At 59.8% G+C, this 23,332-nt stretch carries 25 protein-coding genes and 1 riboswitch; of the genes, 13 read left to right on the top strand and 12 right to left on the bottom strand.

Annotation, left to right across the window (positions count from 1 at the left end):
• Positions 1 to 5: 5 nt before the first annotated feature.
• On the top strand, positions 6 to 1,277 hold the full coding sequence (locus tag FE702_RS06555; RefSeq protein ID WP_186827004.1) for an HlyD family secretion protein: 1,272 nt from the start codon (positions 6 to 8) through the stop codon (positions 1,275 to 1,277).
• Positions 1,278 to 1,338: 61 nt separating this feature from the next.
• Here FE702_RS06555 and FE702_RS06550 read toward each other — a convergent pair whose 3' ends face one another.
• Positions 1,339 to 2,274 carry a permease gene (locus tag FE702_RS06550; RefSeq protein WP_222611791.1) on the bottom strand — a complete coding sequence of 312 codons (936 nt, stop codon included), beginning with the start codon at positions 2,272 to 2,274 and terminating at the stop codon, positions 1,339 to 1,341.
• Positions 2,275 to 2,335: 61 nt separating this feature from the next.
• Between FE702_RS06550 and FE702_RS18575 the strand changes: the two genes are divergently transcribed.
• Both FE702_RS18575 and FE702_RS06545 read left to right on the top strand, forming a co-directional pair.
• Positions 2,336 to 2,545, top strand: coding sequence for a hypothetical protein (locus FE702_RS18575; protein ID WP_186827055.1), 210 nt, complete (start codon positions 2,336 to 2,338; stop codon positions 2,543 to 2,545).
• 104 nt (positions 2,546 to 2,649) lie between these two features.
• Complete coding sequence (locus FE702_RS06545; protein WP_147125452.1) at positions 2,650 to 3,969, top strand: MFS transporter; 1,320 nt, start codon at positions 2,650 to 2,652, stop codon at positions 3,967 to 3,969.
• Positions 3,970 to 4,250: 281 nt separating this feature from the next.
• Here FE702_RS06545 and FE702_RS06540 read toward each other — a convergent pair whose 3' ends face one another.
• The 6 genes from FE702_RS06540 to FE702_RS06515 form a co-directional block, all read right to left on the bottom strand.
• The gene (locus FE702_RS06540) at positions 4,251 to 5,036 is read right to left on the bottom strand and encodes a cobalamin-binding protein (protein WP_147125451.1); all 786 of its coding nucleotides are present in this window, start codon (positions 5,034 to 5,036) and stop codon (positions 4,251 to 4,253) included.
• 19 nt (positions 5,037 to 5,055) lie between these two features.
• A complete protein-coding gene (locus FE702_RS06535) occupies positions 5,056 to 5,367 on the bottom strand; it encodes a hypothetical protein (protein WP_147125450.1) in 312 nt (103 codons plus the stop codon).
• Positions 5,368 to 5,492: 125 nt separating this feature from the next.
• A riboswitch (cobalamin riboswitch) is annotated at positions 5,493 to 5,696 on the bottom strand.
• A gap of 88 nt (positions 5,697 to 5,784) precedes the next feature.
• A complete protein-coding gene (locus FE702_RS06530) occupies positions 5,785 to 6,321 on the bottom strand; it encodes a P-loop nucleotide/nucleoside kinase family protein (RefSeq protein ID WP_147125449.1) in 537 nt (178 codons plus the stop codon).
• A 23-nt stretch (positions 6,322 to 6,344) separates the two neighbouring features.
• On the bottom strand, positions 6,345 to 7,013 hold the full coding sequence (locus tag FE702_RS06525; protein WP_186827002.1) for a hypothetical protein: 669 nt from the start codon (positions 7,011 to 7,013) through the stop codon (positions 6,345 to 6,347).
• An 8-nt stretch (positions 7,014 to 7,021) separates the two neighbouring features.
• Entirely contained in the window at positions 7,022 to 7,426 is a 405-nt protein-coding gene (locus tag FE702_RS06520; protein ID WP_147125447.1) for a DUF6326 family protein, read from the bottom strand.
• Positions 7,427 to 7,459: 33 nt separating this feature from the next.
• The gene (locus FE702_RS06515; protein ID WP_147125446.1) at positions 7,460 to 8,128 is read right to left on the bottom strand and encodes a DUF2306 domain-containing protein; all 669 of its coding nucleotides are present in this window, start codon (positions 8,126 to 8,128) and stop codon (positions 7,460 to 7,462) included.
• A 126-nt stretch (positions 8,129 to 8,254) separates the two neighbouring features.
• Between FE702_RS06515 and FE702_RS06510 the strand changes: the two genes are divergently transcribed.
• From FE702_RS06510 to FE702_RS06500, 3 genes are all read left to right on the top strand, one after another.
• Entirely contained in the window at positions 8,255 to 9,169 is a 915-nt protein-coding gene (locus FE702_RS06510; RefSeq protein WP_147125445.1) for a LysR family transcriptional regulator, read from the top strand.
• A 194-nt stretch (positions 9,170 to 9,363) separates the two neighbouring features.
• Positions 9,364 to 10,749 carry an MATE family efflux transporter gene (locus tag FE702_RS06505; protein WP_147125444.1) on the top strand — a complete coding sequence of 462 codons (1,386 nt, stop codon included), beginning with the start codon at positions 9,364 to 9,366 and terminating at the stop codon, positions 10,747 to 10,749.
• On the top strand, positions 10,746 to 11,174 hold the full coding sequence (locus tag FE702_RS06500; RefSeq protein WP_147125443.1) for a glyoxalase superfamily protein: 429 nt from the start codon (positions 10,746 to 10,748) through the stop codon (positions 11,172 to 11,174). Before FE702_RS06505 ends, FE702_RS06500 begins: the two co-directional genes overlap by 4 nt.
• A 184-nt stretch (positions 11,175 to 11,358) precedes the next feature.
• On the opposite strand, the gene FE702_RS06495 is transcribed toward FE702_RS06500, so the two are convergent.
• Both FE702_RS06495 and FE702_RS06490 read right to left on the bottom strand, forming a co-directional pair.
• Positions 11,359 to 12,345: a membrane dipeptidase gene (locus FE702_RS06495; RefSeq protein WP_147125442.1), complete on the bottom strand. Its 987-nt coding sequence runs from the start codon at positions 12,343 to 12,345 to the stop codon at positions 11,359 to 11,361.
• Positions 12,345 to 13,793, bottom strand: a complete 1,449-nt coding sequence (locus FE702_RS06490) for an aldehyde dehydrogenase family protein (protein WP_147125441.1) — start codon at positions 13,791 to 13,793, stop codon at positions 12,345 to 12,347. The genes FE702_RS06495 and FE702_RS06490 overlap by 1 nt, the downstream gene beginning before the upstream one ends.
• A gap of 259 nt (positions 13,794 to 14,052) precedes the next feature.
• Here FE702_RS06490 and dusA point away from each other — a divergent pair, with 259 nt between their 5' ends.
• The gene (gene dusA / locus FE702_RS06485) at positions 14,053 to 15,057 is read left to right on the top strand and encodes a tRNA dihydrouridine(20/20a) synthase DusA (RefSeq protein WP_147125440.1); all 1,005 of its coding nucleotides are present in this window, start codon (positions 14,053 to 14,055) and stop codon (positions 15,055 to 15,057) included.
• A gap of 13 nt (positions 15,058 to 15,070) precedes the next feature.
• A complete protein-coding gene (locus tag FE702_RS06480; protein WP_255449605.1) occupies positions 15,071 to 15,835 on the top strand; it encodes a hypothetical protein in 765 nt (254 codons plus the stop codon).
• On the opposite strand, the gene FE702_RS06475 is transcribed toward FE702_RS06480, so the two are convergent.
• Genes FE702_RS06475 through ccmI form a run of 3 tightly spaced genes read right to left on the bottom strand, consistent with a single transcriptional unit; the run spans position 15,832 to position 17,764 of the window.
• Complete coding sequence (locus FE702_RS06475) at positions 15,832 to 16,068, bottom strand: DUF1289 domain-containing protein (protein ID WP_147125439.1); 237 nt, start codon at positions 16,066 to 16,068, stop codon at positions 15,832 to 15,834. The genes FE702_RS06480 and FE702_RS06475 overlap by 4 nt on opposite strands.
• Positions 16,065 to 16,553 carry a Holliday junction resolvase RuvX gene (ruvX, locus tag FE702_RS06470; protein ID WP_147125438.1) on the bottom strand — a complete coding sequence of 163 codons (489 nt, stop codon included), beginning with the start codon at positions 16,551 to 16,553 and terminating at the stop codon, positions 16,065 to 16,067. The genes FE702_RS06475 and ruvX overlap by 4 nt, the downstream gene beginning before the upstream one ends.
• Positions 16,550 to 17,764, bottom strand: coding sequence for a c-type cytochrome biogenesis protein CcmI (gene ccmI, locus FE702_RS06465; protein WP_147125437.1), 1,215 nt, complete (start codon positions 17,762 to 17,764; stop codon positions 16,550 to 16,552). The genes ruvX and ccmI overlap by 4 nt, the downstream gene beginning before the upstream one ends.
• 173 nt (positions 17,765 to 17,937) lie before the next feature.
• On the opposite strand from ccmI, the gene FE702_RS06460 reads away from it, so the two are divergent.
• Genes FE702_RS06460 through FE702_RS06445 form a run of 5 tightly spaced genes read left to right on the top strand, consistent with a single transcriptional unit; the run spans position 17,938 to position 23,308 of the window.
• Positions 17,938 to 19,182 carry a sarcosine oxidase subunit beta family protein gene (locus tag FE702_RS06460; protein ID WP_147125436.1) on the top strand — a complete coding sequence of 415 codons (1,245 nt, stop codon included), beginning with the start codon at positions 17,938 to 17,940 and terminating at the stop codon, positions 19,180 to 19,182.
• A gap of 55 nt (positions 19,183 to 19,237) precedes the next feature.
• The gene (locus tag FE702_RS18570; protein WP_186827001.1) at positions 19,238 to 19,390 is read left to right on the top strand and encodes a hypothetical protein; all 153 of its coding nucleotides are present in this window, start codon (positions 19,238 to 19,240) and stop codon (positions 19,388 to 19,390) included.
• A gap of 33 nt (positions 19,391 to 19,423) precedes the next feature.
• Positions 19,424 to 19,765 carry a sarcosine oxidase subunit delta gene (locus FE702_RS06455; RefSeq protein ID WP_147125435.1) on the top strand — a complete coding sequence of 114 codons (342 nt, stop codon included), beginning with the start codon at positions 19,424 to 19,426 and terminating at the stop codon, positions 19,763 to 19,765.
• The gene (locus FE702_RS06450; RefSeq protein WP_147125434.1) at positions 19,762 to 22,764 is read left to right on the top strand and encodes a sarcosine oxidase subunit alpha family protein; all 3,003 of its coding nucleotides are present in this window, start codon (positions 19,762 to 19,764) and stop codon (positions 22,762 to 22,764) included. Before FE702_RS06455 ends, FE702_RS06450 begins: the two co-directional genes overlap by 4 nt.
• Entirely contained in the window at positions 22,757 to 23,308 is a 552-nt protein-coding gene (locus FE702_RS06445; protein WP_147125433.1) for a sarcosine oxidase subunit gamma, read from the top strand. Before FE702_RS06450 ends, FE702_RS06445 begins: the two co-directional genes overlap by 8 nt.
• The last annotated feature ends 24 nt before the right edge of the window (positions 23,309 to 23,332 follow it).

Genomic DNA, 23,332 nt, shown 5'->3' with positions numbered 1-23,332 from the left:
GGGTGATGCTCGGGCCGCTCTTCGTCTTTGGGTTGCTCACGGCATGCCTGCTTTGGCTCTCTGTTCACCAGATCCCATCGCGACAGACTTTGCAGGCTGTATTGCGTCCGCAGGCCACGCCGATTGGGATAATCCTGCCTCGTGGCGCGCATTTAGAGAACATCATCGTCAGCGAAGGCGAACTGGTGCGCCCAGGGCAAACCCTTGCGCGGCTTGATGGCGTGGCCGCGCGCGCGACATTGCAGTCGCTGGAACATGATTTGATCGCGGCGCGGTATGAACGCCACTGTCTTTTGCATCCGGCCTCAGAGCCGTTTTTGACAAGTGTAGAAGACTGGTTGAGCACCAAAGATCCTGACCCAGAACTGGGTGCGCGGGTTCAATCGGCGCAAGAGTCCTGTCTTGCCATTTTGGCCGCTCAGTCTTCCGAACGTGACGCGCTTGAAACGGCGTTGGACATCTTGGGACGGCGGCGGTCTTTGCTAGACGCGGCATTGCCCGCGCCGGCGTTTGGCGGAACAGACAATCAGCGTTTGGCAACCACGCAGACGGGTGTTCAAGTTCTTTTGGCACAAAATGATCTCGAGGCGCGGATCGGTGCGACAATGGCTCAATTGGCCCAAGTTGACGTCGCGGCGAAGGCTCAGAAGGCGTCAGCGTTGCGCGCTGTGAACGCGCGCATTTCCGATCTGCTTGAACGTCGTGAATACAGTACAAAAGCTCTGGAAAAAACGCTGATCACATCAGAAGTCGGTGGGATTGTGACCCGCGTGCGAAACCCCGGCGCAGGCCATGTGGCCCGACAGCCGATCACGATTATCGAGGTCTCGCGGTCTGAAAACCCCACCTTCGCGCTTGAGGTCCTCGGTGATCAAAGCGCGCGGACAAGCTTGAAGGTTGGTTTACCGGTGCAGGTGCGATTGGAGTGGCCGGGTTTCGCGGACAGGGTGTTTCCCGGCACGCTTGTCCGACAAAGCGATCAAGGTCTGGTCCAGCCGGGGCAGCGATTTGATGTGGAATTGACTGAGGGCGGCCAAGCCCAGCTTCGCGCAGCTACGGGTGCATTTGTCGGGGCAGGAACAACGGCGCGTGCCTCAGCCATCGTCGAGCTTGGCACTTCTGCGGCGCTGGAGGTGACACGGAATTCTACGCGACGGCTTTGGCAAACGACATATCTGGCGCGCGCAATGCGTCCGTACCTTTTCCCTGATACAACCGCACAGGCTGCTGATGCGCACGTAACTGACCCTCGGAACTTGCTGACCGATCATTGGTAATCCAACTGGCCTGCGTGCTTTGCAATCGCAGAGGGCGGACACTTCGCTCAAAACCCGGCGTTCACCCGGCCACGTTCAAGGCCCAGCCTATGGCAACCACCTGTGGCACTGTCAAAAGCGGAAGAAGCAACGCGGCGCGCAATCTGCCGGTGACCTCTTTGAGGACAAGTATTTCGGTGTAGTCGGTGGCAGCACCAGCCATCAGAAACGTGAAGGCATTGCCCGGTGCCTGAGCACGCGTCATCAGGTCAGCCGCGATGGGAACAGAGCCCTCTGAACACACTTCGATGATCGTGGCAGCCACCAGCGTCGTGAACAATCCAAAGACCGTGGCACCGAACCATGTTGCAAAGACATCGGTCGGGACAGTTGCCTGTATCAAGGCCGCCAACACCACGCCGAGAAACAGCCAACGCAAAACCATGCGGCTGGCAGTGAGGGACCGACGCGCCACATCGCGAAAAAAGGCGGTGTCGAACTGTGTTGCGCGAAGCCCGGCACGCGCCTCGCGCCAGACGTGGAAATCGTCTGGCAGGTCAATTCTGTTTGGGTTCGGTCGCACCCGGCCAGCCCGCTCTAACCGTTCGACGATGAGCCCGGTCAAGAGCGCGATAACCAGCGACGCAATGAGGAAGACAAGCATCCACCCCCAGCCCATCAACACGCCGATGATGATCGTCAGAGACAGTGAATTCCACGGGGAGGCGATCAGGAATGCGAAGACTTGGCCGAGACTTACACCGCGTTCATAGAGCTTTGCACCGACCATCAGCACGCCGTGGTTGCATAAATCAAGCAAGACGCCAGCGGCCACCGCGCGCAGAAGCCCCTGACTGTTCTGTTTGCGTCCGATGATGCCGATTACGAATTCACGCGGGACGCGGTCGATCAGCCCAACAGCCACCATCCCGATCAGGATGCCCCACCACATCAGGTGCATCATGTCCTGTATGCCGTGGGCAAAGATACCAAGCCCAAAGCGCGCATCGTGCGGCAAAAAAAACCCTGCGAGGTAGCCTATTACGATGACCGTGCCAGAACCCCAAAGGAGCCAATCTATGCGCCGTGGGGACGGTGCGGTACCTGCTGCGTCCGACTTGCAGCAGCTTGGAACCGTGACCTCCGGCGCGCCACCACCGCAGCACGATGCAGCTTTTGCCATTGCTGGGCTGGTTGAAGCTGGTTCAGCTTGGAGTGTTGCATCTGTTTGGGTTGGCACGCCGTTGGCTCCTCTCGCGGCGTCTGTACCGCGCCTCTGGGCAGGATAACTTGGCAGGATTGGGCATGAAAAGGCCGCATCCCGTCACAGGCTGTGCATTGGGCTGGCCTCGCCGCCCTTGCATTGTGTGGTTTCCGAGCCAGAGTAAATACCATGCTGAGCGTTTTGCAGGACAAGACCTATCGCCGGTTGTTCCTTGCGCAGATCGTTGCGCTGATGGGGACCGGGCTTGCGACCGTGGCGCTTGGGCTTTTGGCCTATGAACTGGCGGGTGGAAACGCTGCGCTGCTTTTGGGAACGATATTTGCGATCAAGATGGTGGCCTATGTGACGGTTGCGCCGATCGCGGCGGCGCTTGCCGAACGATTGCCCCGTCGCAAGGTTCTGATTGCTCTGGATCTTGTACGCGGGGCGGTCGCCTTGGCGTTGCCGTTCGTAACCGAAACTTGGCAAGTCTACGTGCTGATCCTGATCCTTCAATCTGCATCTGCCGGGTTTACGCCCATCTTTCAGGCCACGATCCCGGATATCCTGCCGGAAGAAGACCGCTACACGCGGGCGCTTTCCCTGTCACGGCTGGCCTATGATCTGGAGTCTCTGCTCAGCCCTGCCATGGCGGCTCTGCTTCTCCTGATCGTTTCGCATGATGCACTGTTCGTCGGGACATCCGTGGGGTTCCTTGCCTCGGCTTTGCTTGTTCTGTCAGTCGCACTGCCAGCGCCGAAACCGGCCCAACCCCGACCGTTTTATGATCGCACGACGCGGGGCGTTCGAATTTATCTGGCGACGCCTCGCCTGCGTGGGCTCCTTGGATTTTCCATGGCGGTCTCGGCGGCCGGAGCCATGGTTTTGGTGAATACGGTTGTGCTTGTTAAGGACAGCTTGGGCATGACTGACACCGCAGTGGCCGTGACGATGGCCGCGTTCGGCGGTGGCTCGATGGTCGCTGCGCTTGCGTTGCCTCGGCTGCTAGATCGTTGGGCTGACCGCCCGGTGATGACGGCCGGTGCCTGCGCGATGGTTGCGGGGCTGCTTGGCCTTCTGGGCGGGCAGGCGGCGTTCGGCCTGTCTTTGCTCCTGATCCTCGGGTGTTGGGGCCTGATCGGTTTGGGATATTCCGCAGTTCTGACGCCGTCAGGCCGCCTTTTGCGTCGGTCCGCGCAGCCAGAGGACCGCCCGGCTATCTTTGCCGCGCAATTTGCGCTGTCGCATGCCTGCTGGCTGATCACCTATCCGTTGGCGGGGCTGTTGATGACGGTTGGTGGTGCGGCGCTGGCGGTCGCGGTGCTTGCGGCCTTGGCGACCGGGGGGATCCTCGTCGCGCTGCGCCAATGGCCCAAGGATGACCCGCTTGAGGTTGAACATGAGCATCCGGATCTGCCGCGTGATCACCCGCATTTGCGCGGTGGGCGCCGGCATCGCCACCCGTTCACAATTGATGATTTGCATCCATCCTGGCCAACAAGCGGCTAGAACGGCGTTCCTGTCGCCCCTGACAGGTGCAGGGCGCAAAGAGCGTCAGCACTGCGAAAGGCGAGGTCACGTCAGGTCGACACAACAGCTTGCGGCGGCGCGTTCCCTCTTGCTTTGAACCCATGACTGCTTGAAGCCGATGATAAGGTGTCGTCCAATACCGCGCACCCTTGGGCTGTTCCAGTTTGAAGAAAACAACCCTGCTCCGTGCGGTTACGACTGTCTCTCTTGCCGATCGACGTCTTGAGGAGCAGCGCCATGGGCGGAATCGGGAAATGGACTCACTCCGACGGCCATAGTGCCTGCACGATGGCATCCAAACCATCGGTCAATGCAGCCGGTCCCGGCTGCAGTATCAGCGGCGACTTGATTTCGTAGATGCGCCCGTTTTGAACAGCAGGGACGGAGTGCCATCCGGGCCGTTCCGCAATGCGCTCAGGGCGAACCTTCTTTCCGCACCATGAACCGATGATCACGTCCGGCGCAGCGGCGATCACCTGTCCAGAAGTGACGAACCGGTCCCGCGCCTTTCCCTCGGCGGCCAGATGGTCAAAAACATCTTGGCCACCTGCAATCCCGATCAACTCCGACACCCAGCCGATGCCCGAGATCATGGGATCGTCCCACTCTTCGAAATAGACACGAGGCCGGGCGTTTTCAGCATATCGCGCGGCAATGCTGGACAGGCGGGTTTCGTATCGATCAGCCAACGCCTCGGCGCGGTCGCCACAGCCAACGGTGTGACCCAAATGACGGATCATGGCGAGGATACCGGCCACATCGCGCTGATTGTGTCCCATGACAGGGATACCTTCGCGCAGCAGGTCGGCGGCAATGTCGGCCTGGAGGTCCGAAAATGTCAGAACAAGATCAGGCTTCAACGCGAGGATTTTGGGGATGTCAGCCGAAGTAAAGGCCGACACCCGAGGCTTTTCGCGCCGTACCTGTTTGGGACGGACGGCATAGCCTGAGACCCCGACGATGCGATTCTGTTCGCCCAAAAGATACAGCGTCTCGACTGTCTCTTCGGTTAGGCAAACAATCCGTTGGGGTGGGAAGACGCGCATCGCGTTCTCGGTGCCGGTGTCAAAGTGGGAGACGACCGGCGCGGCGGCCCTGCGCCCCTCCGCGCCGCTGCCGCGGCGGCATGGACAGAGGTAGCGGCTTCAAGGGCGCATCCAACGAGGCCTTCAACAGCGCGCAAAAAGCCGCAACGGCGGGCGATTGCACCATGAACGGCACAGCTTTGTCATAGGCGACGTTGGCGGCCTTCGCGTAATCCGCATCCGGCTCCAGACCCGCGATCCACTGCATATAGCCCAGTTGGCCCATCTGCCGGGCCTCGTCTTCAGACATATCGCCGGTATCAAGTTGGAAAATCGTGCGTTCCAATATCATCGCGCCCTCCGCGCAAAAGGCAGGGCAATGCAGGAAACGGTGATCTGTCAGGGATCAAATGATCCATACGGCGTCTCTCCGTTCCCGGAGCGCCCCGCCCGGGTTAAGGTGGCTGCGGTACGTCACATGACGCGCCGTAGATGGCAGGTCTCCTGACTTGCGGGTCGTCGCTCTCCCGAACCTTCCCGGGCCGTTGGCCCAGTGGTTTGTCTCGGGATGGCTCTCCGCTCACAGTTGCGGGGGCAGTCGCGGAATTGGGCAGAAGCCCGCACCGCGTTCCCTTTTCAGCCGACTCAAATGAGTCAAACACCATCGCATCAATGGTCGCACAGCAACGCCAACGCGTCTATCTGCTTTGACATGAAAAGCGGATGGCACGTAGGTCGTAACCGATGAACGGACGAGGGATGAAAAAGTTCACCCTTGCGCGTCAGTTGGGAAGGGCGCTGATCCATCAAGGGATGAGACGTCGTGCCTGACGATGATGAAACCTTCATCGGCGTGGGGTGGTCGAAAAGCATTGGTGACCTTCGTAAAGAGCTCTGGAGACACCTGAAACGGATGCGATCCCGATGCGTTGCGTGCTGCGAGCCTGTCACGACACACTTCAACCGGCACATCGAGCCAATGCAATTCGTGGGCCGCGCCCGTTTGGTCGATCAACTCCCGAAACCACGCTCTTTGCGTCGGCGTGTTTGCTGAAAAATCCAAAACCACCGAGACACCCAAATTCAGCAATTGCACGATATGGCCGGTCAAAGCCGCGCGCAGCAGGTTGGTGCACCGGACGTAATCATCCAACCCGTGAAGTTCGTTGGCGTATAGGCCATGCAGCCACTCATCTTCGACGATCCGCACCCCGCCTGACGCCTCGGCCAGTTTGGCCGCAAGCGTGGATTTACCAGATGCGATCTTGCCACATAGAATGAACAATTTGGGCGGAGACTGGGTCATGAGGGTCTTTCCCATAGGAGCCATCAAGAAGTGATAAGTGATGCAAGCCACGCCCCAAGGCCATCCGACACCCCACCAACTTCTGCGAGGACGACCATTGCAGGGACAGGCGCGACTGCAACGGCAACGCAGCCAATGAACGCAGGCCAACGTAAAGCGAGTGAGTAGCCGGACGCCATTGCAACTCCGCCACCGCCCCCGATCAACGTATTGCCCGGAAAATTGATCAAGAGCGCAATCGCAACCCAGCGAAACCGGAGCAATGGCCCCAGCCACGTCGCGTGTCCGAGGCCCGACAAGCCGCCGTTCGGCTGCAGGGCTGCTTCAAGTCCTGCCGTCGGCTTTAGGCGGCGCAGGGTCCGTCCGACACCGTAGGCCAGTGTCAGGCCCGTGATTGTGGCCACATAAACAGGCAGAGCAAACGACGCGCCAAACAGCATCAAAAGCGCGAGGCCGATCTCAACACCGGGCACAAATGGCAAGGCCAAGAGCACCGCATAGATCACCAGAAAGGTCCAACGCATTGTGTGCGAGGTCACAGCCTGTTCATGCAAGGCCGTGAGCAGTGGGGCAACGTCCAGCCGAACGGCAAGGGCAATCGCTGCTACCCCGACAAGCATGACAGCGGTGATAATGCGGCGGCGGGGCCGTGGGTGCTGCGCGGATAGCGGGGCAGCAAGGGGACGTGGCATCGGCTGTATCATGACTGCACGGTCCGGGCCGAAGGAGATGGCCATTTCCAAGTGATCCAACTGATCACGGTCAATGCGCAAAACGCGACCAAAAAATGCAAAACGTCATCCATGTCGGTGGGTGGGGCGATCAACGCCGGTCCTGCGGTAAAGAGCACGCCGATGGCTGTCACAGGCCGTAGCCAATCCCGTTCGAGAATGTGCGACATGAGGACCATCGAGATCGGCACCAGCGCCAAAAACCCTCCCATGAGCATCAGCTGATCCGTGATCAGTGTACCGTTGTAATATCCGGTCAAAAGCATCTCGAGATGAGACTTCAAGACAAACTGATGAATGTCGCGAAAGATGATGTTCAGCAGGATGAACAGCCAAAGCGTGGATAACAGGGTGTGGGGATCAAGCTTGCGCATGGTGAGATTCCATAGGGTGGGGAAGATGATGTTTTATTCTGCCGGTGGGGTGGCTATTGCAGGCCGCGTACCGCGCGGACTGCGTCTGATCAGCAGCTCGGCAAAGATCAGGTTCAGCACCCAAGCCGATACCATCAGTACATCCCGGGAAAACCCGAGCGTTTCGGTCCCCGTTGCGGCCATAGCAACGATGAACAGAACGGTTTGCGTCGAAGCACCCTGCGCGATGGCATAGGCGCGCAGCATCTGGGCGCGGTGTAGCGGAAACTGCCGATTGCGGGCTGCGCAAACCGCATGGACGATGCATCCCGCCATTGCGACACTGATCAATGCCCGCACCCAGAACAGCAAAGGTCCCTGAAGTGTTTCCGGAAACGGGTAAACGACCGTCATCCAAAGCCCGGTCAGAGCGCTGATCAAACCAGCAATGGCCAACACCCGCCCCATGCGTCGGTGCAGGATCGGTCGTCCGTATCGCAGGCGCGGCAGGAATTGGAACGCACCTAACAGGCAGAAGATGGAACTCGATGCGACGTGCAGGATGATCGGCGCCGGATCGATCACGGCGCGCGGGTTTGCAGGGATGATGGATAGCCCCAGCAAAAGCCCGGGAATCCGGAACAATCCGAATACCGCTGGAATGAAGGAAAAGATCAAAATGCCAGCGAGGAACAGCCAATCGGCACGGGAGAGAAGACGCATGATGAGTTATCTGCCATTCGGCCATGACACGCGACGGTCATGGGGTGGAGGTGATGGACAGACTTTTAGCTGTACGCATGTATATGGACGATTGCCGAATATCCTACATTTGCTATACGTTTTTGCATGAACTGGGCGGCAATTTCTTTTGACTGGAATCAGGTCCGCGCCTTCTTGGCGACGGCCGAGCAGGGATCGTTCAGCGGCGCAGCGCGGGTGCTCAAAAGCACGCAGCCAACGATTGGGCGTCAGATCGCAGCCCTCGAAGAGGCGCTGGGCGTCACCCTTGTTGAGCGCAGCGTGCGTGGCCTGACGCTGACCGAGGCGGGACGCGATTTGCTGGATCATGTGCGTGTCATGGGCGAGGCTGCAACGCTGATCTCGATGGTCGCGGACGGCAAATCTCAGGATGTGGTCGGGGAGGTTACCGTTACGGGAACCGATCTTTTGTCAGCCACGATCCTGCCACAGGTCCTGAAGCCGCTGCGCACGGCTGCACCCGGTGTGCGCGTCAAGATTTTGGCAAGCAGCGATGTGCAAAACCTCACGCGGCGCGAGGCAGACATAGCCATTCGACATGTCCGCCCTGAACAGCCGGACCTGATCGCGCGGCACTTGGGTGATTTCCGCGCCAACCTCTTTGCATCGCGGGAATACCTTGATCGGGCCGGTCGCCCCACGACGATGCGCGCGATTGCAGATCATGATTTCGTCGGCAATGCGGACCCAGAGCGGTTGATGGCACCGTTTCACAATATGGGCATTCCCTTGCGACCAGAGAGCTTTGTGATGTCGAGCGAGAATGGCGTCGTGGCTTGGCAGTTGGTCAAGGCAGGATTCGGCATGGCGATGCTTCCTGAGGCTCTGGCCGAAAGCGAGCCGGGCGTTGAACGCGTGCTAGAGGATTTTCCGTCTTTTGAGTTTCCAATCTGGTTGGTCACCCATCGCGAATTGCAAACAAGCCCGCGTATACGCGTGGTTTTCGATCAGTTGGCGCGCGGTTTGTCGGATCGGATCAAACGGCGGTCTCTGAAGGTCTGACATCGCCCGCAGTTGACAGGGATCACCCCATTGCCTAGGTGCCGCTCAGGTTCCAGACACCTGCCGCCCGCCGACATACCGTCACGGTGAAGTTCTGTTAATGTGATCTTCCTCATCCTCGGCATCAGTCGCGCGGATGGTAATGCGGGCCCCGTCCAGTCTTTGCGCGACGATAGCAAAGAGGTCACGGGGTCATGTCATCCCAACAAAATCAGTTCTTCTCCGGCCCTTTAGGGCCAATCTATCTGCGCACGGCACTGCCGATCATCTTTGTGATGGGCATGAACGGGCTCCTCGCCGTCGTCGATGCGCTATTTCTGGGGCATTTCGCGGGGTCTGAGGCCCTAGCTGCGGTGACCCTGATGTTTCCGCTCTACATGTTGGTCGTGTCGCTGGCCACGCTGGTGTCATCTGGCATGTCGAGCAAACTGGCGCGCCAACTCGGAGCAGGTGACATAGCTGCGGCGCGCGCGGTCTTTGCAGCGGCGCATGGGCTGGCGGTTTGTCTTGGCTTGGTGCTCATCCTCTTGTTTTTGGTAGGCGGAGAGAGTTTTGCCCGGTTGGCAGCCGGCGGCTCAGACACCTTGGCCGATCTTGGGTTGGTTTACCTGCGCATCACGATCTTTGCCGCGCCGCTCATGTTCGTTCTGGCCGTCAATTCCGATGCACTGCGAAACGAAGGACACGTGATGTTCATGGCCGCGATGAGCCTTTTGGCATCTGTGGCGAATATGGCATTCAACTATGTGTTCATCGGCGTTCTGAACCTGGGGGTGGCCGGATCTGCCTATGGCACCGCGCTGGCGCAGGCACTCACCCTGTGTGTCATTCTTGGTTTTCGACTCACTGACCAGACACCGCTTGGTATCGCGGCGCTGCGCGATCACGCGCCTTGGATTGGGTGGGGGCGAATGCTGGCCCTCGGCGCCCCGCAAAGCCTCAATTTCCTTGGGCTGGCTCTGGGTTCCACCGCCATCATCGTAGCACTCCAATGGGTCGACTCGGCAAACTATGACGCGGCAGTGTCCGCTTACGGCGTCATCACCCGGCTGATCACCTTTGCGTTTCTGCCCCTTTTGGGTTTGGCACATGCGATGCAGACAATCACTGGCAACAATTTTGGTGCCGGACACCTGACGCGCAGCGATGCCAGCCTGCGTTTGGCTGTGGTGACGTCACTGGTCTATTGCTTGGCCATGCAAGCGATCATGACCTTCTTGGTTGCTCCGATTGGGGCCGCGTTTGTCGATAGTGTCCCGGTTGTGGACGAAGTGGAACGTATCCTGCCGATCCTGTCTGCGGGGTTCGTTCTCGCAGGGCCGTTGATGATGATTGCCATGCATTTTCAGGCCCTTGGTGACGCGGGGCGCGCGGCGCTATTGGGGCTTTCCAAACCCTATCTGTTCGCGATCCCCCTGACCTTTGTTCTTGCCGGGGCTATCGGCGAACCGGGCATCTGGTGGGCCGCACCAACGGCTGAGGTGCTCTTGCTGATCCTCACAGGCGCGGTCCTGTTGCATCTGTCCAAACATCAATCCCTGCGTTGGGGATTGTTTACACGGAAGGAGGCCGTGGCATGACCACAGATTTACCATCACTTGCTGCAGCCAAGCAGCAGGCCAAGCGCCTTCGGGCAAAGGCTGACACCACTTCTGGTCCCATGAGCCATGCGCAAGCGCTTGAAGCGGTTGCGCAACAGCACGGGTTTCGCGACTGGAATGCGCTCTATGCGGCAATCCGGGACGTGGCGCCAAAGGGCTGGGCAGGCGGAGATCGCGTGTCAGGCAGCTATCTATCGCAGCCTTTCACGGCGTCGGTCCGGCAATGCGAGGCGCTCAAGCCCGGTTGGTATCGGCTGGTTCTTGATCTCGACGAGGCGATTGATGTTGTACGGTTTGAAAGCTTTTCGAACCTGCGTAAACAGATCAGGGTCGACATCGGACCAGACGGATATTCACGCGACCGGACCTCGGACGGCGCACCGCACGCCGAAATTGACCTTTAGACCTGAGCGTCATCCAACAAGACGTTTGCCTCTGGCGCCGCGGCTGGGTGGTCCCTGCCGCGGCGTCTCAGGCGCTTTTCGGTTGTCCATGTCACATCGGACCGTCCCGGATCGCCATGGTCACGTCGATCCGTAGTGGGTCGCTACCTAAACTGACACAGGCGCAAACCTCGGTGAGCGCTACCTATTTCTGCGGCCCGAAGTTCTCTGCAAAGAACCGATACCAGTTACCGCCCATGATCGCGCCGGTTTCCTCTTCGGAAAGACCGACAGAGCGCAGGCCGTTGGCGATATTGCCAAAATCGCGATTGTCTCGGAACCAATCCGGCATCGGCGGGAAACCGGGCGCGGCCTTGGACCCTTCGCCATAGTCGATTTCCTTGCTCCAACGGCCGACGCGCATCCATTCCACCACGCTGTCTGGCTGGTCCTGACACAGGTCTGTGCCGATCCCGAGATGTTCCACGCCGAACTTGTCCGCCGTGCGGGCGACCATTTCGCAAAAGCTTTCAAGGGTGCAGTCTGACTTGCCTTTGAGGTGGTGTGGATAGACCGAAAACCCGAGCATACCCCCGTTTTCCGTCACCGCGCGGATCACATCGTCACGCTTGTTTCGCAGGGCAGGGGCCCATTCATGCGGGTTGGCGTGGGTGATGGCGATGGGTCGCTCGGACATCTCGGCGGCTTCGATGGTCGAACGGTCAGCTGAGTGGCTCATGTCCACCACGAGCCCAACACGGTTCATTTCCTTGATGACCTGCTTGCCCATGCGGGTGATGCCGGTGTCTTCGGCTTCGTAGCATCCAGTCGCGAGCAAGGATTGGTTGTTATAGGTCAACTGCATGAAACGCGCGCCAAGCGTGTGGACGATTTCAACGAGACCGATGTCATCCTCGATCGGGGACGGGTTTTGAAACCCAAAGAACACCGCCGTGCGTCCCGTGTCACGCGCCGTGTCGATATCGCTGGCCCACTGACCTTTCATGATCAGGTCCGGGTATTGTTCGAACCAGCGGTTCCACTTCTCAAAGTTCAGAACCGTTTCCCGGAACGTCTCGTGATAGGCGATGGTCACATGGATCGCATCAACATCGCCTTCGCGGAGCTGGCGAAATGCCTTTTCGGACCAATTCACATATTGCAGCCCGTCGATCAGCGGAACGGGGCGCATCATACGGCACCTGCGCTGATATAGGCGGTCTTGACCGTGGTATAGAACTCAGCCGCGGCTTTGCCTTGTTCGCGCGGGCCATAAGAGCTGTCGCCGCGCCCGCCGAAAGGCACGTGGTAATCGGTGCCCGCCGTGGGCAGGTTCACGGTGACGACGCCGGTCCGCGCGTTGCGCCGGAAATGCGTGGCCCGCGCCAACGATTGCGTCACAATACCGGACGTCAGGCCAAAGTTTGTGTCATTCACGGTGGCAAGCGCTTCGTCATAGCTGCCGACTTTGATGACGCTCGTCAGAGGCGCGAACATCTCTTCTCGGTTGATACGCATGTCATTCGACGTGTTCAGGAACACGCCTGGGCTCATGTAGAATCCGTCATGCGGCATATCGAGCCGCACACCGCCACAGGCCAGTTCTGCACCTTCGGATTTGCCCAAATCTACATAAGCAAGGTTTTCATCCAGTTGCTGCTGGCTGACGACAGGTCCCATCTGAGTGCCTGCCTCAAGCGCGTGGCCAACTTTCATGGCCTGCGTCCCGGCGACCAGCTTTTCGACAAAGGCGTCATGGATGGCTTCATGCACAACCAAACGCGACGAGGCCGTGCATTTCTGACCTGTTCCGCCAAACGCGCCGCCAAGCGCCAGTGTGACCGCCAGATCGAGGTCAGCATCATCCATTACCGCCAATGCGTTTTTCGACCCCATCTCCATCTGGACCTTGGTCAAATTCTGAATCGCCGCCGCAGCGATGCCTTTGCCAACAGGGACAGACCCGGTGAAGGAAATCGCGTCGACCTTGCGGCTTTCAACAAGTCTCTGGCCGATCTCTCGCCCCGAGCCCATGACAAGACTGAACAGACCCTTTGGGATGTCTTGCCGCGCGATGATCTCGGTGAGCGCCACCGCAGAGGCGGGCGTGATATTGGCCGGTTTCCAGACCACAGCATTACCGTAACACAGGGCAGGGGCAATTTTCCAAGACGCGGTGGCGGTCGGGAAATTCCAAGGAGAGATAATCGCCACAACGCCCACAGGTTCACGTCGCACATCGATCTCGACCCCCGGTCGTACCGAGTCCGCATTTTCGCCCAGCTGGCGCAGGCATTCAGCGGCGTAGTAGGTAAAGAACTGTCCCGCGCGGTAAACCTCACCCTTGCCTTCGGCGAGCGGCTTTCCCTCTTCGCGGCTGAGCAGGGTTCCGAGTTCCTCGGCACGAGTCATCAATTCGGTGCCAATGGCCATAAGGACAGCTTGCTTGCGCTCCATTTCGTAGGCGGCCCACTCTGCCTGAGCTTGACGCGCCGCCAAGAGCGTGGCGTCCAGTTCGTCGCCGCTGGCCTGCGCGAAAACACCGACAAGATCACTCAGGTCCGAAGGATTGCGGTTCTCAACCGTCGAAATGCCGTCGCTCCACGCACCGGCGATTAGATTACGTCCCAAGTCCTGCATTCTGGTCCCTTGCCCTCTTGGTGTGCCGCAGAACGATAAAGCGCGAAGTGCGTGAGCGCACTGTTTTCTTGCCGCTGTCCTGATCGAAACTCTGGAACTGGACTCCGGGTTGCCGTGGCATGTGCCGCGCGTCGCGCTGCGGCCTTGCTGCAACTCGATGGTTTCCTTATTTGCGGTGTACTAATCGTTGGTCGGTCGACGCAGACGAGTATTCAAGCATCTTCCGTGTCGAGGCTCCGAGAAAACCTAAGTGACGCACATGAGCACACATAACAGCGCACGACTATCGGTCGCCCCGATGATGGCTTGGACGGATCGTCACTGCCGGTTTTTCCACCGGCAGATGTCCCGACATGCGCTGCTCTACACCGAAATGGTCACTTCGGCTGCGCTCGTGCGTGGGGATGCGCGGCATCTGCTGCAGTTTTCTGATGCCGAGCATCCTGTTGCCCTTCAGTTGGGGGGATCGGATGCCGACGAATTGGCACAGGCAACCCGCATGGCCTGCGATGAAGGCTATGACGAGGTGAACCTCAATGTTGGCTGCCCGTCTGACCGTGTGCAAAGCGGCACGTTCGGTGCCGTGCTCATGAAGACACCGGAAACTGTTGGGGATTGTGTGTCCAAGATGGCCGCTGTCAGCACTGTTCCGGTCACGGTCAAATGCCGTATCGGCGTGGATGATCAAATCCCGGAAGAGGTGTTGCCGCGGGTCCTGGAGACGATGCAGGCGGCAGGGGTGAAACACGTCATCGTGCACGCGCGAAAGGCGTGGCTGAAAGGCTTGAGCCCGAAAGAAAACCGTGAAGTGCCTCCGTTGGATTATCCGTTGGTCCATCGGATGCGGGCCGATTTTCCGGAACTGGATATCGCCATCAATGGCGGTATTGACCGGTTGCACGATGCCAAATCGCACCTGATGCAAGGAATGTACGGCGTCATGATCGGGCGCGCGGCCTATCATACGCCCTATGATATTCTCGGGGCGGCGGATGCCGAGATCTGGTCAGATGATCGTGTCCCGACCTCTCGTGCTGAAGTCATCGCACGGATGGAGCCTTATATCGCCGACCATTTGCAAGCGGGCGGGTCGCTTCACCAGATCACGCGACATATGCTTGGTCTCTTTGCCGGGCAGCCCGGAGCGCGCGCATGGCGGCGGATCCTGTCAGAAGGTGCAACTCGACCCGGGGCCGGGCTAGATGTGTTGCAAGCCGCCTGTGCTGCGGTGCCATCCATGCACCAGCCCGACGTAGCGCAGTGACGTGACCAAGGGGATGCAGCAGCGCAATCAACTTTCCGACTTTGACCGCGATGGCATTGTCGTTCTCGACCATAGCGAGACCGTGCTGCGTTGGGCTAAAGTTGCCGCTCAAAAGGCTGAGCAGATAGCGTGCGATCCAGATATGCGGCGGCAGTGGTTGCGGCATGGAGACACTTGGTTTGTTGGCGTCGATGCCTTGCCAAACGCGCCCGACGGCAGTGTGGATGGCGTTCCGTTGACGGGCGCGTGGGAGGGGATTGTTGACGCGCCCTCTATCTGGCACCCGGCGCAGCTATCGATTGTGTATCCCGGCTATCCGTTGCAGGACGCGGATGAAAGCGATGCCGCCCACAGGTTCAGGCTCAACCGTAATGCGGCCCATGTCGACGGTCTGTTGCCCGAAGGCCCAGATCGCCGACGTTATCTGCGAGAGCCACACGCCTTTATTCTGGGCCTTCCACTTGACGAATGCCAGGCATCCCCGCTTGTTGTCTGGCCCGGAAGTCATCACGTTATGAGGGCTGCCCTTGCCGAGGCCTGTCACGGACATGATATTTCCAAATTCGACTTGACCGATGTTTATCAGGCAACCCGCCGTCATGTTTTCGAGACAATCGAACCGGTCGATGTGCGCGCCGTTCCGGGCCAGGCCATGTTGCTACATCGCCATATGCTGCACGGCGTTCGTCCTTGGAATGGGCCGGGGCAGGAGCGCAAGGTCGCCTATTTCCGGCCGCAATTCAGCGATGTGTTCCGCTGGCTAGACACAAAGGGCTAGGCTGTCCGCGCCGTGCGCCCACCGCGCCGCTTGCGAAGGCGTGGTGCACGCTGCGGCAGTTCGGCCATGATGCGCATGCGTTCTTCGGGGGTCATTTTGCTCCAGCTGCCGATTTCGTCCATGCTGCGGAGGCAGCCGATGCAAATCCGTTCTTCCGGATGAATGGAACACAGCTTGATGCAGGGGCTCTCAATCTCGGCCCGGACCCACACCTCTTCTGATTTACTGCTCACTGCTGCGCCGCCTCTTGTTGTCGGATATGCCGGATTCGATCCAGCGCTCCTTGCAGGATAAACCCGGCAGCGACGTGGTCGATGACCTCTGCGCGACGTTTACGTGTCGTATCCGCCTCAAGCAATGCACGTTCTGCGGCCACGGTCGACAGTCGTTCATCCCAAAACGTGATGGGCAGGTCGGTCAGGTTGGACAGGTTTCTGGCAAAAGCGCGTGTTGCCTGACAACGCGGCCCTTCAGAGCCGTCCATATTGCGCGGCAGGCCAAGGATCAGTCCGCCAACCTCGCGCTGCTTGGTAAATGCCAAGAGCTGCTCTGCGTCTTGGGTGAATTTCTTGCGCTTGATGGTCAGCATCGGGGTGGCTGTCGCCAACAGCCGATCCGACAGCGCCACACCAATCGTATGTGTGCCCAGATCAAGACCCGCAATCGGCGCGGCACGCGGCAATTCCGGCAGGAATGCCTCGACCGTCTCGCATATCATTCCGTGATCCCCGCACGGGCAGCGGCATCGTCCAACAAAGCCTGTGCGCCATCATTGCCCTGAAACACCAGTCGAGCTTCGATCAGCACCGCCTCGGCTTGCTCCCTGGCGCCCAGAACGCCGTAGGCCGCAATCAGCCGCGCCCAATCAGATGGCGGACCGCCTTCTTCCGCGAGGCGCTGAGACAGACCTGCGACCATATTCTGGATCATCTGCGTGCGGTCTTCTGGGCTCATGTCATCGGCGGCGGCAATGTCAGCCGCAGAGGGACCGCGCCGTGTCTGGCTCGGCGGCTGTTCATAACGTGTCACACCTGCACGCAGAGCAACGGCATCGATCTGGTCGCGAATGGGCTGACTCCACGGTGCGTTATCGGGCTCTTCCAACAGAAGGCGCTGCCAAATGCGAAACGCTTCGTCGGGCCGCCCCGTCTGGTCATACATCGACCCAAGGTAATAGCGCGCGGCCCCGAGCGTCGGATCAACGGCCAAGGCCTGACGCAGCCGCTCTTCTGCTTGGGGCGAAACGTAGCCGCCCGTCGCCACGATCATAAGTTCGGCCAGATCGGCGATATCACGGGCCGTTGTCGCATCCCCTTTGACTGCGATCAGACGCTCCTGCGCGGCGATGGCATCATCGTAATTGCCCAAGATCGCCTCGTTGCGCGCCAATAGCTCAAGCCCCCGCACATCATCCGGCCGGTCCTGCATCGCAACGCGCAATTGCTCGACCAAGGCCAACAACTCTGGCGAGGCGGGCGGCGCAAACTGCGTTTCTGCAAATGATCTCTGCGCGACGTCCTGTGACGGGCGCGCGGCAGCGGCCTCTGCCGTCAGTTCCTTCCGCAGATCAAGAGGCAGGTCGCCATAACCCGGTGCACCAATTGTCCAATACGTACCGACCGCAATCGCCGCCACCCCGGCAAGCCCGACATATCCCAAGAGCGACGGTCCCCCGCCGTGAAACTCTGCGCCCGACGTGGACTTGTCTGCATTCAAAAGCCGGCGTTTGACTTCGGTCCTCAGTTGATCGGCTTCGCTTTCCGACAACACGCCACGCGCGACGTCTCGTTCGACCTCTGCCAACTGTGCCTTGTAGATTTCAATGTCCGGAATGGCCTGTCCCGACAGATCGGAACGGTTCATCGCCCGCCAAAGCATGGCCCCGATTCCAAGGGTCAGTACCCCACAGATCATCCAGAAATACGTCATAGGCCCCGCCGATTGATCACGCGCTTAGTTAAGCGGCTTTGCGACTGAGGGGAAGGTGGTGCGGCCATGTCGCATATGTGCGTTCTTTGCCGCATGTGGCTCGCTCAGAAAAAGCGAGACCGCCTACACAGCATCAAGGTGTCATGGGCCGCCGGACAAGGAGTCGCCAGTCAATGAAACGCTATTCAGCATTCGCCATCGCAAGAGAGGCGTTCCGGTATCACACCGGCTGGGAACGCGCGTGGCGTAGCCCGGAACCAAAGAAGAAATACGACGCGATCATCGTCGGCGCGGGCGGGCATGGCTTGGCCACTGCCTACTATCTGGGCAAGAACCACGGGATCAAAAACGTCGCGATCCTCGAAAAGGGTTGGCTGGGCGGTGGCAATACAGGCCGCAACACGACGATCATCCGCTCGAACTATCTGCAGGACCCGTCGGCGGCGATCTATGAAAAGGCGCGCAGCCTTTACGAAGATCTGAGCCAGGACCTGAACTACAACGTGATGTTCAGCCCGCGTGGTGTGATCATGCTGGCGCAGACCGAGCATGAGGTGCGTGGGTATAAGCGCACCGCGCATGCGAACGCGTTGCAGGGTGTGGCGACGGAATACATCGACGCGCGCCGGGTCAAGGAACTCTGCCCGATCATGCATATTGAAGGGCCACGCTATCCGGTGCTTGGCGGCCTTTGGCAGCCGCGCGGTGGAACGGCACGCCATGATGCGGTGGCGTGGGGTTACGCGCGGGCCTGTTCGGACATGGGCATGGACATCATCCAGAAATGCGAAGTCACGGGCGTGCGCCGTGAGAATGGCAAGGTTGTTGGCGTCGATACCACCAAGGGCGCGATTGATTGCGATAGGCTGGGCATTGTCGTCGCGGGCCATTCGGGCGTCGTGGCCGACATGGCGGGTTTCCGGCTGCCGATTGAATCGGTTCCGCTACAGGCGCTGGTGTCAGAGCCGATCAAGCCCTGCATGGACGTGGTCGTCATGGCCAACACTGTCCACGGTTACATGAGCCAATCTGATAAGGGCGAAATGGTCATCGGTGGCGGCACAGATGGCCACAACGCTTATACCCAACGCGGATCATTCCACCACATCGAGGAAACCGTACGCGCCCTGATCGAAACCTTCCCCATGATCAGCCGCCTGAAAATGCTACGCCAATGGGGCGGGATCGTGGACGTCACAGGCGACCGCTCGCCCATCCTGTCGAAAACGCCGGTCGAGGGTGTGTTCATCAACTGCGGCTGGGGCACCGGTGGGTTCAAAGCGATCCCGGGCTCCGGCTGGGGCTTTGCAGAGTTGATGGCGACAGGTCATTCACCGCTGACCGCCGAGTTTGGCCTCGACCGGTTCCGCGAAGGCCGCTTCATCGACGAAAGCGTGGCTGCGGGGGTGGCGCATTGATGTTGACCGCACCTCAATCATACCTATCTGCCTCTCAACGAAAGGCAGGTGAACCATGGCTTGGATCAAACGCAACACGGCAGCAATTGCAGGGCTCGGCGCAGGCGCGTTCGTCGGCATTGTGGCCATCATTCTGGGCGGCGTCATGTTCTCGGGCGAAGGCTTTGGCAGCGCGTCTGAACCGCCCGAGCAGGTTTACTTCTTCTAAGGCGCAGCAGCGCCCCGTTTCGGAGGGCGCATCATGCTGATCCTGACTTGCCCCAATTGTGGCGAGACCAAAGACGAATCCGAACTTCACGCCCATGGCGAGGCGCACATCACACGCGCGGGGCCAGAGGCCACCGACGAAGAGATGGAGACCTATCTCTTTGAACGCGTGAACCCGAAAGGTGTGCATTTCGAACGCTGGCATTGCAGCTATGGCTGCGGGAAATGGTTCCACGCCGCGCGCTGCACCAACACGCTTGAAGTGTTCGGCACCTATTCGGCCCAAACCACTGAGCCGCCCAAAGAGATCATCGACATTCTGGACAAAAAGCGCCCCGGTTGGTCGTGGCGCAAGTTTGGAGGCACAGCGCAATGAGCACGCGTTTGTCCCAAGGCGGGCGGCTGATTGACCGTTCCGCGCAACAAGGTTTTTCGTTCAATGGCAAGCGGCTCAAGGGCTATGCGGGTGACACGCTGGCCTCGGCGCTCTTGGCCAATGATCAGATGCTTATGGGCCGGTCGTTCAAGTACCACCGCCCGCGTGGTGTGATAGCGTCAGGAGCCGAAGAACCTAACGCGCTGATGAACCTCGGGGCCGAGGGCAAATTTGAACCCAATGCGCGGGCCACGACGACGCCTCTGTTTGATGGGCTGGAAGCTGCGTCGCAGAACCACTTCCCCTCGCTGGAATTCGACGTCGGCGCACTGAACACCCACCTGTCGCGCTTCTTGCCTGCGGGCTTCTACTACAAGATGTTCATTCACCCGCGGCCGTTTTGGAAACACATCTACGAACCATTCATTCGTCAGTCGGCTGGTCTGGGCAAAGCGCCCAAGGCGCGCGACGTGGATACGTACGAGCATTTCTATGCCTTCTGCGATGTGTTGATCATCGGTGGCGGCATCGCGGGTCTGCAAGCGGCCAAGGTTGCCGCTGATGCCGGTCTGGAAGTCATGCTCGTTGAGCAAGATCCCCATTGGGGCGGACGTGCGCCCGTCGATGGGACCGGGATTGATGGCAAACCTGCTCAGGACTGGATCGATACGACAGTCGCTGCGCTGGGCGATATGCCAAACGTGACCCTGCGCGCACGCTGCATGGGTGCGGGCGTCTACGACCATGGCTATGTGCTGTGCTATGAGCGTTTGACTGATCATGCGCCCAAGGCTGCAGGTCCGCGACACCGGTTATGGCGCGTGCGGGCAAAGCAAGTCGTCACGGCGACCGGCGCAATTGAGCGGCCTTTGTCCTTTGCCGGAAACGATATTCCGGGCGTCATGCTTGCGGGCGCCGTCCGTGATTATGTGGTCAATTACGGGGTCTCCATCGGAGACCGGACCGTTGTCGTCACCAACAACGACGACGCCTACCGCACTGCGATTGCGTTGAAGGAGGCGGGGCTTGAGGTTCCGGCGATCATCGACGCGCGGACCGGCGGGGCCGGGGCGCTGGGCGATCAGGCCAAGGCGCTTGGCATCCGTGTCGAGACCGGCAAAGCCATCGCCAAGGTCAAAGGCGGCAAACGCGTCACCGGCGTCGGCATCTGCGCGCAGGCGGGCGAAGGCTCGATTCTCGAAGAGATCGCCTGCGATTGCGTCACGATGTCGGGCGGCTGGTCACCTGTGGTCCACTTGTGGAGCCATTGCGGCGGCAAGCTGATCTGGGATGACGCTTTGGCGATGTTCCGGCCCGATGGTGACCGCGCACCGACAAGCCATGATGGCAATCCTTTTGTCATCACCGCCGGGGCCGCCAATGGCGCGCTCAGTGATGTGCTGGCCGATGCAACGGCGCAGGCGGCGGAGGTTGTCTCCCGCTGCGGGGGCAAGACCGATGCTGCTGCACCAACAGAGGCGAACACGGCTGAAAACGCAATCGAACCAATCTGGCTGATGCCGCAAGGCGCGGCACACAAGCTGCGGTCCAAATCATGGTTGGATTTCCAAAACGACGTGAAAGTCAGCGACGTGCAACTGGCCGCGCAAGAGGGCTTTGAGAGCGTCGAACATGCCAAGCGCTACACGACGCTTGGGATGGCGACCGATCAAGGGAAGACCAGCAATATCAACGGTCTGGCGATCCTATCCAAGGAATTGGGAGTAGATATCCCTCAGGTCGGCACCACAACCTTCCGCCCGCCTTACACGCCGATCTCCATGGGCGCGATTGCGGGTGAGGCACGGCACGAGATTTTTCAACCGCTGCGTAAGACGCCGATGCACGACTGGCACGACGCCAACGGTGCGCATTGGGAACCAGTCGGCCATTGGCGGCGTCCCTATTGCTTCCTCCGGGGCGATGAAACGCCCGAGAAAGCCGTGCATCGCGAGGTGCTGAACACGCGCGAAAAGCTGGGGCTGCTGGACGCCTCGACCCTTGGCAAGATCATCGTCAAAGGCCCGGACGCAGGCAAATTCTTGGACATGATGTACACCAACATGATGTCCAACCTGAAACCGGGGCGCTGCCGTTATGGACTGATGTGTTCCGAAAATGGGTTCCTCAGCGATGATGGCGTCGTTGCGCGGATTAGCGACGACACGTGGCTCTGCCACACGACCTCGGGCGGGGCTGATCGCATTCACGCCCACATGGAAGAGTGGCTGCAGACGGAATGGTGGGACTGGAAGGTCTATACCGCCAATGTGACCGAGCAATATGCTCAGGTCGCCGTCGTCGGGCCGAACGCTCGCAAGGTGCTCGAGAAACTTGGCGGCATGGATGTCAGTGCCGATGCGCTGAGCTTCATGGGCTGGGCAGACGGTACTATCGGCGGGTTTGATGTGCGGGTCTATCGGATCAGCTTCTCGGGGGAGCTCTCCTACGAGATCGCCGTGCCCGCAAACCAAGGGCGCGCGTTCTGGGATGCGCTGTTGGAGGCCGGTGAAGAGTTCGGCGTGATGCCTTACGGGACCGAGGCGTTGCACATCATGCGCGCCGAAAAGGGGTTCATAATGATCGGGGATGAAACTGACGGCACGGTTATCCCTCAGGATTTGAACCTGCATTGGGCGATCTCGAAGAAGAAAGACGACTTCCTTGGAAAACGCGCCCAGATGCGCAGCCATATGGCCGATCCGAACCGTTGGAAGCTGGTGGGGCTGGAAACCACAGATGGCTCAGTCCTGCCAGACGGAGCCTACGCAGTTGGAGAAGGCACCAACGCCAACGGTCAGCGCAACATGATCGGGCGCGTGACCTCGACCTACCATTCGCCAACCCTGGGCAAAGGTATCGCCATGGGGTTGGTCCACCACGGACCCGACCGCATGGGCGAGGTGCTGGATTTCCCACGTGTCGATGGCACGGTCGTTAAGGCCAAGATCGTCGATCCGGTGTTCTATGACAAAGAAGGGGCCAAGCAGAATGTCTGAACGTGATTTTGACGGATTGGCCCGGATCGAACAGGTCACGGGCCTTGGCATGATCAGCGTGCGCGGGACCTTGACCGATGCCGGATTTCAAGCGGCTGTGGTGGCTGCTACGGGTGTGAGCGTGCCCGATCGCGGCACTGTATCCACAGGTGCCGGACGGACGGTTGCGTGGATGTCCTCGGATGAAATCCTGGTGGTCTGCGCCGAAGCCGATGCCAAAGGCATCGTGGATGCGCTGAATGCAGGGCTGGCTGGCACCCACCACATGGTGACCGATGTGTCAGACGCGCGTGCGGTGTTCCGCATCTCTGGCGGAGCAGCGCGGGATGTTCTGGCCAAGGTCTGCCCCGTGGATCTGCGACCAAACATGTTCAAGGCGGGCCAATTCCGCCGCACACGGATGGCGCAGGTCGCCTGCGCTTTCTGGGCCGAAGATGAGACCGCGTTCTCCCTGATCGGATTTCGATCGGTGCAGGATTACATCTGGGACGTTCTGACGACGGTGGCCAGCCGCGACGCGCCGGTTGATCATTTCGCAAGCTGATCTGGAAAAAGGCAGGTCCCGGTT

The organism is Shimia ponticola (assembly GCF_007995215.1).
Taxonomy (GTDB): domain Bacteria; phylum Pseudomonadota; class Alphaproteobacteria; order Rhodobacterales; family Rhodobacteraceae; genus Shimia_B; species Shimia_B ponticola.
Note: the sequence above shows the minus strand (reverse complement) of the source record. Positions and strands in the feature narration are given on the sequence as shown.